9 protein-coding genes and 1 pseudogene are annotated in these 14,569 nt (G+C 37.4%); 5 read left to right on the top strand and 5 right to left on the bottom strand.

Annotated elements, in window-relative coordinates; all coding sequences use genetic code 11:
- Positions 1 to 385 precede the first annotated feature (385 nt).
- Both pyrF and hisS read left to right on the top strand, forming a co-directional pair.
- Complete coding sequence (gene pyrF / locus ACFIJ0_RS05515) at positions 386 to 1,231, top strand: orotidine-5'-phosphate decarboxylase (RefSeq protein ID WP_375623921.1); 846 nt, start codon at positions 386 to 388, stop codon at positions 1,229 to 1,231.
- A 497-nt stretch (positions 1,232 to 1,728) separates the two neighbouring features.
- Complete coding sequence (gene hisS / locus ACFIJ0_RS05510; protein ID WP_375623919.1) at positions 1,729 to 3,216, top strand: histidine--tRNA ligase; 1,488 nt, start codon at positions 1,729 to 1,731, stop codon at positions 3,214 to 3,216.
- Positions 3,217 to 5,193: 1,977 nt separating this feature from the next.
- Here hisS and ACFIJ0_RS05505 read toward each other — a convergent pair.
- Positions 5,194 to 5,715 carry a peroxiredoxin gene (locus tag ACFIJ0_RS05505; RefSeq protein ID WP_375623918.1) on the bottom strand — a complete coding sequence of 174 codons (522 nt, stop codon included), beginning with the start codon at positions 5,713 to 5,715 and terminating at the stop codon, positions 5,194 to 5,196.
- A gap of 217 nt (positions 5,716 to 5,932) precedes the next feature.
- Between ACFIJ0_RS05505 and ACFIJ0_RS05500 the strand changes: the two genes are divergently transcribed.
- Positions 5,933 to 7,561, top strand: a complete 1,629-nt coding sequence (locus ACFIJ0_RS05500) for an alpha-D-glucose phosphate-specific phosphoglucomutase (protein WP_375623916.1) — start codon at positions 5,933 to 5,935, stop codon at positions 7,559 to 7,561.
- Between the two features lie 1,057 nt (positions 7,562 to 8,618).
- Positions 8,619 to 8,954 (top strand): zinc ribbon domain-containing protein YjdM, encoded by a 336-nt coding sequence (locus ACFIJ0_RS05495; protein ID WP_375623914.1) that lies wholly within the window; start codon positions 8,619 to 8,621, stop codon positions 8,952 to 8,954.
- A gap of 1,156 nt (positions 8,955 to 10,110) precedes the next feature.
- On the opposite strand, the gene ACFIJ0_RS05490 is transcribed toward ACFIJ0_RS05495, so the two are convergent.
- From ACFIJ0_RS05490 to murJ, 4 genes are all read right to left on the bottom strand, one after another.
- Entirely contained in the window at positions 10,111 to 10,689 is a 579-nt protein-coding gene (locus ACFIJ0_RS05490; RefSeq protein ID WP_375623912.1) for a NifU family protein, read from the bottom strand.
- 59 nt (positions 10,690 to 10,748) lie between these two features.
- Complete coding sequence (locus ACFIJ0_RS05485; protein ID WP_375623910.1) at positions 10,749 to 11,240, bottom strand: universal stress protein; 492 nt, start codon at positions 11,238 to 11,240, stop codon at positions 10,749 to 10,751.
- Positions 11,241 to 11,302: 62 nt separating this feature from the next.
- Positions 11,303 to 12,373 carry a tryptophan--tRNA ligase gene (gene trpS / locus ACFIJ0_RS05480; RefSeq protein ID WP_375623908.1) on the bottom strand — a complete coding sequence of 357 codons (1,071 nt, stop codon included), beginning with the start codon at positions 12,371 to 12,373 and terminating at the stop codon, positions 11,303 to 11,305.
- Between the two features lie 60 nt (positions 12,374 to 12,433).
- A complete protein-coding gene (gene murJ / locus ACFIJ0_RS05475; RefSeq protein WP_375623906.1) occupies positions 12,434 to 14,005 on the bottom strand; it encodes a murein biosynthesis integral membrane protein MurJ in 1,572 nt (523 codons plus the stop codon).
- A 323-nt stretch (positions 14,006 to 14,328) separates the two neighbouring features.
- Between murJ and ACFIJ0_RS05470 the strand changes: the two are divergent.
- Positions 14,329 to 14,561 (top strand): annotated as a pseudogene (locus tag ACFIJ0_RS05470) (integrase); the annotation flags it as partial.
- Positions 14,562 to 14,569 lie beyond the last annotated feature (8 nt).

The raw sequence follows: 14,569 nt of genomic DNA, 5'->3' as shown, positions 1-14,569 counted from the left end.
TGAATATGCTGGAGATACAATGTCTTTTTGACAATTATGTTCCAAAAGCGGTAAAGAAACCCTAAAAAGGTAGAGGAAAATCTAAAGTTAAGATCGAGATCATCATGGTGGGGCATTTTCTTTTGAAATTTTTGTTTAAAGCACGTTCATAGAGAGTTTTTGTTTATATTCTTTCATAAATTTGATTTTTCGTCTCATGACAACGTCTTGGTCAATAAACATGTGATAAGCGTTACGAATGGGAATATATTTATGTTTCATAAATATAAGCACACTTTGTATAGAGAGCTCTTTCTTTGTGTTTTGAGTATTGTATTCTTTTGACAAATGTTGTTCTTTTTGATTGTATCAAAAAGTTTAAAGAGAGACCGTGTTAGGATATAAAATGTTTTGTTCAGCTTTTTTTAAAAATAGTGAAAAATATGGACCGCTTTGTATCGGTTTTGATCCTAGTCATAAAGTTTTGCAATCATGGAACTTAAGCTTTGATTATAAAGGTTTAAAAGAGTTTTGTGATATCCTCTTAACAGCGGTTGTTGGCAAAGTGGGTATTATAAAGCCGCAAGTTGCATTTTTTGAATTATATGGTGTGGAAGGTCTTCAAGCTCTTAAAGAACTCATTGAAAATGCACACGAACAAGGCTTATTGGTTCTAGCGGATGCAAAAAGGGGGGATATTGGCTCTACTGCTGAAGCTTATGGTAAAGCTTGGCTCGGTCCAAACAGTGTGTTTAAAGCTGATGCCATGACAGTCAATTCTTTTTTGGGTTTTGATGCTCTTATTCCTCTGATCAATATTGCAGAAGAAACAGGAGCAGGGGTTTTTGTGGTGGTTCAGTCCTCTAATCCAGAGGGAAAACAAATACGAAATGCGCGCATTGGTGATCAAACACTTTCTGTTCATTTGGCGCAACGTATTTGTGATTATAATTCTCAGTCCCCGGTTCTCCATCATAATATTGGCCCCATAGGTGCGGTTATAGGAGCGACATTGGGATCTGAATCAAAAGACACAATCGAGCAGTTAAAAAACAGCCTGTTTCTCGTTCCAGGTATTGGTGCTCAAGGGGGAACAATAACACAATTGACAAACCAGTTTCCTCAAAATTTGTGGCAGAATATGATTCCTTCAATTTCAAGGTCAATTACAGATGCTGGTCGCAATAGTATTGATTTAAAAACGCGTATCAATGATTTTGCACAGGAAGCTAAAAGCACTCTGATGTCTTGAGGATTTTTGCATATGTAATAAGGAAGTCCTTATAAAAAAGGGTGTTTCTTTTCAAGAAGATGATTTCAGCTTATCCAAAATCAACAGTTGCTTTGATGCCTCTCAAGAAGCGTGTATGTGTTTTTTGATGTTGGGATAGCACATGAGAAGATGTTTGGAGGTAAGGGGAATGGAGAGGAGAGAGTGTAGGAAATGTGTTTCGGAGAGAATTGTTTAAGGTAGATTCTTAAGGGGGCATTTATGGGGATAAGGTATTGGAAGTGTTGCGGGGAGCATTATTTTTAATCGAAAATTGGAAAAATATTAAGAGAGAGCTGATATTTTGAGATTGAAAGTGCAAGCGTTTTGATACTCTTAAAGGTGAGGAACATCATCTTTGTAAAGCGAAAGATGGTGCTTGTTGCTAGTGGGCCTAAATTGATAAAGTTATTGCAGCGTTTGTTTCTATAAGATAGACACGAGTTATCTGTGAATAGATATTGTTGTTAGAGAAAAACATGTCATCAAAACAAGAAAAAACCAAAGCCCGTTTACCCCGTGGTTTTGTTGATCGTACAAGTGCACAGTTGTATGCAATCGAGACCATGATTGCGCAGATTCGTGAAGTTTATGAACTTTACGGTTTTGAAGCACTGGAAACACCAATTTTTGAATATACCGATGTGCTGGGTAAGTTTTTACCTGATGAAGATCGTCCAAATGCAGGCGTTTTTTCGCTACAAGATGATGATGAGCAATGGATGTCTTTGCGCTATGACCTTACCGCGCCTCTTGCCCGTTATTTTTCTGAAAATTTTGAAACGTTACCAAAACCGTATCGCAGTTATCGGGTGGGGTTTGTTTTTCGCAATGAAAAGCCTGGGCCAGGGCGATTTCGGCAATTTATGCAATTTGATGCTGATATTATTGGAACACCAACCGTTGCCGCTGATGCTGAAATTTGTATGATGGCAGCGGATAGTTTGGAAAAATTAGGCATTCACCAGCATGATTATGCCATTCGCTTGAATAACCGAAAAATTCTGGAAAGTGTTTTAGAGTTGATTGGTTTAGGTGAAAGGGAGCAGATTGAAAGGCGCTTAACTGTTCTTCGAGCAATGGATAAACTGGATAAATTTGGTCCTGAGGGCGTGCGTTTGCTTCTAGGCAAGGGGCGTTTGGATGAAAGTGGTGATTTTACAAAAGGGGCCGAGCTTAAGGATAAAGAGATTGAGTGTATTCTTTCATTACTGACTGTAAACGCGAAAACGGCAGAAGAAATCCTTGATGCTCTCAGACAAGTCGTTGGTCAGAGTGCTCAGGGGCTTGAAGGCGTTCACGAGCTTGAGGAAATGCAAGCAATCTTTGTCGCTAATGGTTATCACAATCGTATTAAAATTGACCCTTCGGTGGTTCGTGGATTGGAATATTATACGGGACCTGTTTTTGAGGCGGCATTGCTTTTTGATGTTCTCAATGATGATGGGCAAAAAGTTGTTTTTGGTTCTGTTGGTGGTGGGGGACGCTATGACGGATTGGTTGCGCGTTTTCGTGGGGAAAATATTCCGGCAACAGGTTTTTCAATGGGGATTTCACGTTTGATTGCTGCTTTGCAAAACCTGAGAAAATTGCCAGTAAAAAATACTCTTGGACCTGTTGTGGTGTTGATGATGGATAAAGAACCAGAAGCTGTTGCATGCTATCAAAAAATGGTGATGCAATTGCGAAATGCAGGAATTTGTGCGGAACTCTATTTAGGGGCATCGGGAATTAAAGCGCAGATGAAATATGCAGATCGACGCAAAGCTCCTTGTGTGGTTATCCAAGGTTCACAAGAACGTGAGAGTGGAAAAATACAGATTAAAGACTTGATTGAAGGAGCGCGTTTGTCTCATGAAATTAAGGATAATCAAACATGGCGTGAAAGCCGTCCTGCGCAAGTGATGATTGATGAAGAGCAATTGGTTCAAACAGTACAAGATATTTTAGCTGCCCAAAAATGGTAATGGTAAAAGTTTTGTCAAAGCGATTGTCGGGAAAAGCTTGAATATTTCCTCTTCAATTTTCAGAATTTGTATTTTACTTGTTTAGGTATTCTTAAAATCGCGTTATTTTTTTAAAGTTCCTGCGGCATAAAAGCAGTTTTTTAAAGATGAAAATGCTTCGTCTTCATTATGAAATGAATGCTTTGAGGGCGCGAGGTAAGCAACTTCGTGAAGCAAAATATTGGACACTGAAGCATTTGAGGTCTTTGACGCAATCCTGTTTAGAAAAATTGATGATCAATAACAGAAACCCAATAGTTTATAGAAATATTGATCATTCGTATGGATTTAATTTTTGAATTCTCATTTGCTGGTATCATATTTCCTACTGTTTTATTGTCGACAGTCTACAATTTCACATCCATGAGAGATGAAAGAGATCTCAAGGTTTTTATTTTAGAAGATTTTTTATTTTCAAAAACAACGAATAACTTAAATCAGACAATCTTTAAAGGGAAAATATGGGGGGTATTATAAGAGATTATAATGACAACCATTTGAAATTATTCATTTATTATCACAAATCAATTTTTACGGAGAAATGGAAATGGCCTAATATGATTTTACAGTGTTATATGAAAGAAATCCTTTTATTTTGAAAAAAACCTGAAGATATTGGAAAATCATTTAAACTTCCTCCTTCAAACTTCGGATTTGAAGATCTTTCGCAAATTACCTTTTCAGGCGCCTCGTCCTGTCGGCGTGTGATTTTTGGGCTATCATTTAGTGGTATGAAAGCATTTTTTGTGATGTTGTGGTAAGTAGGGAAAATGTTAGATTAGGGGGATGATGTGGATTTATAGTTTGATCAGATAACATTGGATCATGACATTTTTGAGGAATTTTTGACTTGTGATCTTTCAATTTAAGAACCAGAATATCTTAATTTTGAAAGTTTTAAAGAAGGTATCAAAGAATTAGAAAAGAATAAAATTGTAGCGAAGGGGACAAAAAAGATTGTTATTTCATTAATCCAGATATTTTTGGTCTTCCTAAATGTGATGAAGATTTTGAGCTTCGATGCAGAGGAAGAGATGAAAACACGCTTTATGGAAGAATATCCCAATAAACGCCTTCTTTAACCGTTTCTCTCTTAGAGAAAAATAAAAGCTTAGAATAAATGGCTATGAGAATAGCAATGAGTCTGTTTATGGTATGTGAATTGGAATGTTTATGGGATCTGTTTTGATTTAATATTCTTCATGAACGGTTATTTATGCAGAGACGTTTTTATGAGACATAAGTTAATCTGAACTGTGCGCCTTTTCAAACAAATGTTTGATCTTTATTTTTTATGTAAACCTTGTAGTAATGATGTTCATAGCTCTTGTATTTTAGAGCGTTTACGAGACGCATTTTTACTCTTTTTAATCGTTTATTCATATTCCAATCTCACTTGCTAATGAGCAAGAAAATAGTTTTGAGGGATTCAATATAAGAAGGGATAAAATAAAACAATCTTATGATATTCAGCTTCTCTCATTCGATATAAAAAATGATAAATTATCCTTATAAATCAAATTATTGTTCGACACAAAGTTTTTCTCAATATGAGAAATTTAGCATTGATCTTGCATATTTCATCGATACGTTAGTCCTTGAGGTTTCTGAGAGAGTTTTGCATGAACTTGCGTGTTTCGCGATTGCATCCCCATTTTTTGATAGCGTGCAACAGTTTTTAGTTTTTTAATCTTTTAGCACTATAATTGGTTTAGATTTTTTACTGGAAATTTTCCAAGTTTTTTCAAAAGCAGTTAAAAGGTGAAATACCTATTAAAAAATTATTGCTGGAATATTTTCTCACCAAAAACGCACAACCAACTTATAATGTCTGCCTTGACAAATAGATGTTTCAAAAAATACAAACGACACAAATTTTCTTTACTAAGGAAATTTGTGTCGTAAAATTTTGTTTAAATCGACGATTTGGAGGCGGAATTAGTTTTTCAAAGCTTTTAAAACATTTTGTGGTGAAGAAACTTCATAAGGATCTGTTGCACAATTATCTGAAAAACCTGCTTCTTCAAACCATTGCTCAACCACACCATCATTAATAACGGCAGCATAGCGCCATGATCGCATGCCGAAACCAACATTGTCTTTTGCAACCAGCATACCCATTTTGCGTGTGAATTCACCAGAGCCATCAGGAATTAATTTCACGTTTTTGATATTTTGTGTTTTTCCCCAAGCATTCATGACAAAAGCATCATTGACGGAAAGGCAATAAATTTCATCAATACCCACTTGTTTAAATTCGTCATAGAGTTTTTCAAAGTCAGGCAGCTGAAAAGTTGAGCAGGTAGGGGTAAAAGCTCCAGGAAGAGAAAAAAGAATAACACGCTTTCCTTTAAAGTAAGCATCGCTGTTAACTTCTTGCCACCGGTAAGGATTATTTTCATCCATTTCATCGCGGACACGTGTATGGAATGTTACATTGGGAACAGTTTTTTTCATCATAATGATGCTCCTATATTTTTTAAAAAAAATTTCCTTTTAAAACAGCCTTCGTCTTTAAAAGCATATCGGAAAGAACGGTTTAAATAAAAGGGATTCTTTAAGAATTCTTACTTCTAACGAGTGTGCAAATATTTCACACTTCCGTCAAGTAGAATTAATGGTCGACTTTGGATACTCTTCACCTTAAAATTAAAGGAAATAATATGAAGGTATTTACATGACCATCAAGACAGTTTTAACAACGGCTTTTGAGGGGCAAAAACCAGGAACGTCTGGTTTGCGAAAAAAAGTATCTGTTTTTCAACAACCCCATTATGTAGAAAACTTTATACAGTCTCTTTTTGATAACATTGGGCCTCTTGAAGGAAAAATGTTGATTCTTGGGGGAGATGGGCGCACTTTTAATCGTACTCTCCTTCAGATTGTGTTGAAGATGGCGGCGGCGCATGGTGTTTCTTGTGTTAAAATGGGAAGAAGCGGTATTCTTTCTACACCTGCTGTTTCGCATCTTATTCGTAAAACTCATGCCCATGGTGGACTTATTCTTTCTGCAAGTCATAATCCTGGTGGTCCAGAGGGAGATTGTGGTATTAAATACAATGTTTCCAATGGTGGACCTGCTCCTAATTCTTTATGTGATGCTATTTTTGCAACATCGCAACGTCTTTCCTTTTATAAAATTCTTGAAGCACAAGATATTGATTTAGATAGGCAAGGTACGATCTTTATGGGAGCCATGCGGATTGATATTATTGATCCTGTCGCTGATTATGTTGCTTTGATGCAGGAGCTTTTTGATTTTGACTGTATTGCCAAGGCCGTTGTTCGAGGTCTTACTTTACGGTTTGATGCTATGCATGCGGTAACAGGGCCTTATGCTCATGAAATTTTTGAAAAATGCTTAGGATTTTCTGAAGGGACGGTGGTTAATGGTATTCCTTTGCCAGATTTTGGAGGCGGTCATCCAGATCCCAATTTGGTTTATGCCAAGGCTCTTTATGATTTATTGATGTCAGAGCAAGGACCAGATCTTGGCGCAGCCTCTGATGGTGATGGAGATCGTAACCTCATTATTGGTCGTCAACAATTTGTCTCGCCTTCGGATTCTTTGGCTATTATGGCTGAACATGCATACCTCATTAAAGGATATCGAAAAGGTGTTGTGGGGATAGCGCGTTCTATGCCGACGGGGCGTGCTGCTGATCTGGTTGCGGAAAAAAAAGGATTAAACTTTTTTGAAACGCCAACGGGATGGAAGTTTTTTGGAACCCTTTTGGATGCCGGGAAAGTAACCTTTTGTGGTGAAGAAAGCTTTGGAACTGGCTCTCATCACATCCGCGAAAAAGATGGTTTATGGGCTGTCTTATTTTGGTTAAATCTTTTAGCGGTAACAGAAAAAACTGTCGCACAAATTGTTCAACAGCATTGGTGCACCTATGGGCGTTTTTACACGTTACGGCATGATTATGAAGAAGTCGAAGCAGATAAAGCTTTGGAACTTATAGAGCAATTACGTAAGCACTTACCACATGCAGGAACTGAAATTGCTGGATTTTTCGTCAAAAAAGCAGATGATTTTACATATCATGATCCTGTTGATCAGAGCGTTAGCACGCGGCAAGGTATACGTATTTTTTTCGAGAATGGAGCACGGTTGGTAGTCCGTTTGTCGGGAACAGGGACGCTAGGTGCTACTTTACGGCTTTATTTTGAACAGTATGAAAGTGATCCACGCAAACACAATTTTAATCCGCAGGAAGTTCTCCAACCTTTGCAACAGGTGGCACTAAAAATGTTAAACATACAACAAGCATTGGGACGAGATCACCCTGATATTATCACCTAAGATTATTGGAATGTTTTTTTGTAAAGGTAGGATGATTGGACACATGGGGTGTGATTTTAGGGGCGTGATTTTATTTGCCATAAGGGAGATCCTCTATTTTTAAGCTCGCTTTGTTTTTTCCTCCTTTACATATCAATCGGATTCCTAAAATTGCGGGCTTCTTAAAACCGAATGCTTTAGGTAATTATAATCAGGCATAATCGGGGAATTTATGTCCAATGGTTTCTGATGGTTTGATAGCAATGTTTGTTTAATAGGCGGATGTTCCTCATGCAAAACAAAATCTATCATTGTTGCACATTTCATATGTTTGTCTTAAAGAAGCTTCTCCTTCAAGACACTAAAAACTCATCTTATGTGTGTTGCTTTTGAAAGGGATAATCGGACATCCATTGAGCGCACCATTTTTACGCTTATAAGAGAGTAAGCCGGCACCATCGTTCACTTTGCCCGCTTTCAATGTTGGCTCTTATATTTGAGAGTGTTTAGTATTTTGAATAATTGTTTTACACGGCTCTTCTTACTTGTAACATGTAAGCAAAAGGCTTTGGTTGATTCAAGGTAAAAAGGGTTGAGAGAATCTCAGCTTATTTATCGGCTCTCATTCAATATACAAAATCATTAACTATGATCATAAATCAGTCTGTTCTCTAACATTATGACTGTTATCTTTGCTTAAATAAAAGGTCAAGTTGAGGGCATCATTTTCTTGTTTGTTAGTTTTTAGCTCTTTGAGAGCGTTTATTAAGAGATGTTCCTTTTCTAATTGTTTTTATCCATTCGTTAATTGCATTGGTGATGTACAAGAAAATGATTTTGATTAATTTATTAGAGAGAATGAAGTGAGTGAATTTTATGATATGGGGGCTCATTTAAGTTGTATAATGATCAATCATTTTTATAAATTCATGTATGGTATGTGATGATAGCATTCGTGAACACAGTTGACAGATGAGGGGTGAAACAAAGGGAAATATTTTCCTAAAATAATGGACAATAAGCACTTCTTGTTTTATGACCAGTCATAATGAATGATTTTCTTTTAAAAGGGGAATTTATGACCCAATATCCTAAATGTCCTCATTGTGATTGTCTTTATACTTATGAAGATGGTGAAAATTTTGTGTGTCCTGAATGCGCACATGAATGGCCACAAAAAAGCGATGATACTGTCCTTTCCGATACTGTTTATGATGCCAATGGTCAGATTTTAACAAGCGGAGATACCGTTATGGTGATAAAAGACCTGAAAGTAAAAGGCGCTTCATCTGTTTTAAAAGGTGGTACTAAGGTAAAGAATATTCGCTTGGTGGATGGGGATCATAATATTGATTGCAAAATTCCTGGGATTGGTCAGATGAGTTTAAAGTCGGAGTTTGTGAAAAAAGTTTAGGCATTTATCTTCTTGTAATTGTTTTTGCATTTCGTTGGTTTTCTATTTTTCATTCTTCTCTAATTGGGCATATTTTTCTCGAATGGGCTTCTTTTATTGTTTCATAGATTACACCAATTAGATAGAGGCAATATGTTTTCCTTTATTGCAAAGCCATATGTCGCAGAGAAATAGTGATTTTTTCTTTTCTTTTAATGTGTGGTTATGGGTGAAGTTGGATGTTGACTTACATGCAACAGTACAAGTATGCGCTTTATGAGAAGAACAACGCCGTAAAGTAGATAAACTTATTCCTGCTGAATTGAAGAAATATTCTCATTTTTTTATCAGATAATTTCTCAAACAACCATAATAGATTTGGCTTCAATATATTTATTTTTACAGGGAGTTACACCTTTTGCGTCATATTTATGGAAATGAGATTGAAAATGATAGAGGGGGAATTCTTGATTTTAAGAATGGAAAAAGGACGGTATGATCTTGATAAGGTAGTACTGTCATGCATTTTCCAGCTCTTAGCGCTGCAACAGCTTCTTATAAAAGTGTACATAAGAGCTATTAAAAATAGTTTTTGTTATTATCCAGTTTGTGCTGTGTAAGCGGACGATTTTGATTGATACAATAAAAACAGAATTGAAATAAGAAGGATGTCAGAATTCTCATTCAAGTTGCAAAATGTGATCGTTGTCGATTGACTGCTACAAGATATATTTTTCTTGATTTTATATCGTTGGGAGAACTGAGAAAAATGGAGCAAATGGGCACTCTATCTTACAATGTTTTCTTTTTTGGGTTTTCTTTTTTTGTAACGGGTTGTGTTTTCCTAGTTAAAATTGCATGACAAGGTTATGAAACAAAGTAAATTTAAAGTGCACGCTCATGTGTTGTACTTCTGTGTACTTAATTATTGGTTTGTTGAAAAAACTTATGCTTCTTAAAGGGGGCTTTGAAACCTTTTTAAGGCATATGTGGAGGTGAAAGGTGAGTGAAGGTATCATTATTGGACAGATTTTTTTAACAGTACTGTATTTTTATGGCTGCATAGCTTACTTCTAAAATTTCAGGAATAAAATGACGTAAGATTTTTGCACTTCATGTTTGAGTACTGTTGAAGAGGGGCAATTGGTGTGGTTATTTTACCTATTGAGGTCAATATTTATTGTGGCATGGCTTCAACGCCTAAAACTTCAGGGATAAAATGGCGTAAAAGATTTTCAATACCATGTTTGAGGGTTGCCGTTGAAGAGGGACATCCAGCGCAGGAGCCCTGCATATTGAGATAAACAATACCATTTTCAAATCCGCGAAAAGTAATGTCTCCACCATCGTTGGCAACTGCTGGGCGAATGCGCGTTTCGAGCAGCTCTTTAATGGTTAAGACAATATCAGCATCGTTTTCATCATAAAATTCTTCGTTAAGGGCATGGGTTTGTGCTTGTGTTGTAGCGTTGGTGGTGATCACTGGCTCATTGGATAGAAAATGTTCCATGATTGTGCCTAAAATGACGGGTTTGAGATGTTGCCATTCCCCTTCTTTTTTGCTTACGGTGATAAAATCATAGCCTAAAAAAACACCATTGATATTGGGAATATTAAACAGTTTAGCCGCCAAAGGTGAGTTTTTAGCTGCTTCTTCAGGGTCACGAAATTCTAATACGCCCTCAGAAAGAACCACGCGTCCTGGCAGGAATTTAAGTGTTGCAGGGTTTGGGGTGGTTTCAGTTTGAATAAACATAGACTCTCCTTTTATAACGAAGGATTAGGAAGATCTTAGAGTATAGAATATTATATTTTTTAGGCAATAGATCTAATATCTTCATCGGCAAGATTGCTAGGAATAACAATGACAGGGATTGAAAAAGCGGTCCCTTTATTCCCGATTAATTGAACAAGGGGTCCTGGTCCTTCTGTATGTCCACTGGCTGCTAAAACAATGAGTGCAATCCTTTTATCTTCATCGATCAGTTTAGAAATCTCATCAATTTTTTTTCCTTCACGCACCACTATTTCTGTTTCAAGCGCATGGGTGGCGCGGACTTCACTGGAAATGTCTCCTAATATTTTATGAGCACTTTGCGTTGATTCTGTGCGCATAACGTTGTTTACACCCAGAAAATGTTGAAATTCTGCACTATCAACGACACAAAGTAATACCAATGTTCTATTGGTATTTTGTGCGTGCTGTGCGGCAAACGCAACGGCACGCCGACACTCTGGTGTTTCATCGATAATGACTAAATTTTTTTTCTTGGGTTCTTTTTTCGGATTTTTGTGTTTGGAAATCATGCACTTTCTCTATTTTGTACAAACGATTTTTTTGCTCTCTACAGTTTTTAGTTTTATTATTTTTATGTATCGTGCAAAAATCCAATAATTTCACGAATTTTTTTCATATTTTCTTCTGCGAGCATACTAGCACGTTCTGCGCCATCATGCAAAACAGAGTCGATATAATCGCTTTCTTGATGAAGTCGACGTAATTCTTCTGTTATAGGGGCAAGCTTATGGACAGCAAGGTCGGCTAGAGCTGTTTTAAAATGCGAAAATTGTTGACCAGAAAATTCTAAAAGAATCTTTTCTTTGCTAACTTTGGCAAAGGCGGCATAAATACCAAGCAGGTTATCCACTTCTGGTCGTTCTTTTAAAGCGGTAAGGGTATCGGGAAGAGGAGCCGAATCCGTTTTGGCTTTGCGTATTTTTTTTGCGATAAGATCAGCATCATCGGTCAAATTAATGCGTGAAAAATCTGAAGGATCTGATTTTGACATTTTTTTCGTTCCATCGCGCAAAGACATAACGCGTGTGGCTGTTGTTCCAATAAGCGCCTCTGGTAGGGGAAAAAAGCCTTGTCTTTTTTCTTCATCCGTTTGCATAGAGATACCAAAATTTAATTCGGCAATACGCTGTGCATAGTCGTTGTTAAATTTTTGTGCAATATCGCGTGTGAGTTCAACATGCTGTTTTTGATCTTCGCCTACTGGAACATGTGTTGCACGATAGACTAAAATATCAGCAGCCATCAAAGTGGGATAGGCAAAAAGCCCGAGGGATGCTTTTTCACGATCTTTTCCTGCTTTATCTTTAAATTGTGTCATGCGTTGAAGCCAGCCGATACGGGCAACACAATTAAAAATCCAGGCGAGTTCAGCATGTTGAAAAACACGTGACTGGTTAAAAATAATGTGTTTTTGAGGATCAATACCGGAGGCTAAAAAGGCTGCTGTCACTGTTTTGGTGGATTCGCGTAAAGTAAGGGGATCTGGGTTGACTGTGAGCGCATGCATATCCACAACACAATAGAGGCAGTGATGAGAATTTTGCAGTTCAACCCAATGCTGAATGGCTCCAAGATAATTGCCAAGATGTAAATGACCACTCGGTTGTACGCCGGAAAAGACAAGTGGTGTGTAGGTATCCATAAGAGTGCTCTTTCTTCAATTAAGGTTATTCGTTTTATTGTTTTTGACAAAGTATAGATATTATGGGCGGTTTTTCAAATTTTTAAGCGTTTGAAAAAAGGAACGGGTGTTGAATAAAAAATAGGCACTAAAATAGATCAAGAATATGCCAATCATGATCCCAGCTAAGGTGCTGGCGCGCAAGAAAAAGGATGCTTGTGAGGATAAAGGAAAAGACAAAAACCCAAACACATTCAATCCGTAATAGAGGGCTAGTGCACTCAAAAGGGTTGCCATCATGAGACATAATATTCGCTTTATCAGTTGGAAGTCGTATCTCCAATAACCGCGTTTGATAAGGACACCCCAAAGCAACAGGGTGTTGACCCATCCAGAGGTAATTTCAGCAATAACAATGCCTCGTGCAGATAGAATAGGAAATAATGTTAAGGCGAGACTGATATTGATGAAAACGCAAATACCTGTAAAAATCATCGGTGTTTTGGTATCTTCATGGGCAAAAAAATTAGGAATAAAGACCTTAATGAGAACAAAGGCTGGAAGTCCTAGTCCATAAAGTTCCAGTAATTGTGCAACATGGTGTGTTGATTGACTGGTAAATTGTCCTCGTTCAAAGAGCAAACTAACAATGGGAGTGGAGAGCAGCAAAAAAGCGATGGATGCTGGGAGTGTTAACAATAGCGTTAATTCAATAGAGCGGTTTTGTAAATGGTGGGTTTCTTCATGCTTTTTGCTCCGCAAAGCACGTGTTAATTCTGGTAAAAGAACGGTTGCAATGGCAATGGCGATTACGCCTAGAGGCAATTGATAAAGACGATCAGCGTACATCAAAGAAGAGACAGCACCCGATTGACTAGAAGCAATGTTGGTATTAATGAGCAAATTGATTTGTGTGATGCCACCCGTGATGGCTGCTGGGAATGCTAAAGTTAATAGCTTGCGAACATTAGGACTTAAATGGGGCTGGCGGAAGGAAATTTTCATTCCACTTTGACGCAAAGCAAGGGCAATTAAGGTGAGTTGGAGAAGCCCTGCTGCTAATACACCCCAAGAGAGATTTAAGCCGATATGCCAAGCGTCAAGTTTATAGATCCAAGCATAGGCAAGCACACCAATCAGAATAATGTTTAAAAAGAGTGGTGCAATGGCGGCAATAAAATAGCGTCGCAGAGCATTAAGCATGCCCCCCATCATGGCAGCAAGCGACATGCAGGTTAAATAGGGAAACATGATCGCAGTAAAGTGAATTGTAGCGTTAAATTTTGTTGCATCTTCGGTAAAACCTGGGGCAATAATGGTTCGTACCAAAAAAGGCATACTCAGTTCCATCGCAATCGTTAACAGTAAGAGTAGCGAAAAGAGAACGCCAAAGACTTCTTCTGCAAATTTACATGCCGTTTCTTGACCATCTTCAGTGATTTTTTTTGCAAAAAGAGGAATGAAAGCAGCGTTAAAGGCACCTTCAGCAAAAAAGCGACGAAATGTGTTAGGAAAACGAAAAGCAGCGTTAAAGGCATCAGAAACAGGACCAGTCCCTAGGGCTGCTGCCATAAGCATTTCGCGTACGAAGCCAAAAATACGGCTCATGAGGGTTCCGGAAGCAACTGTTGCAATTTTTCTAATCAATGTCATAAAGATATATCGGGTTTGTTGTAAAAGAGAAGCGATGACAGGAGGAATAAACCGTTTTAAATCGTAAAAATGTGATCTGTATCCTAATCAAGGATACTTTTTGTAAGCGTTTTACGACGGTGTTTATCTTTCTGTCAAAAATGGTGCTTGAAGACTTTTTTATAATCCTTGTTTACTGTTGCATTACAATTTTTATTGTTGCCATAAAATAATTAAAATTTCTTTTTCAAACTGAAATATGGGAGCGATATCATAACAGTTTGAAGGGACATATAGGGATATATAATGATAATTTCTCTTTATGGTGTGATGTTGTGAATAGTGCAACCCAATACCATTTTGTTTTACGTGAGGGGCATGACCCTATTAAAGAACGAAAATAAAACAAAAGCGTGAAGCAATGTGCACTCTCCATTATTCAAAAGATAGTACTTTAGATGTTTTTAAAAGTCATAAGGCTGAGCTAAAAGGTGATGGCAAAGCTCGTGATTGGTTTTTACCTTTACGGCTTTATATTCTCCCCAAATTAGGCTGCCTTCCCGTTTTAGAGATTACATAAACAAG

It is taken from the genome of Bartonella sp. OC68QHHN, assembly GCF_042193875.1.
Taxonomy (GTDB): Bacteria; Pseudomonadota; Alphaproteobacteria; order Rhizobiales; family Rhizobiaceae; genus Bartonella; species Bartonella grahamii_A.
This window is presented reverse-complemented; position numbering and strand designations above follow the sequence as displayed.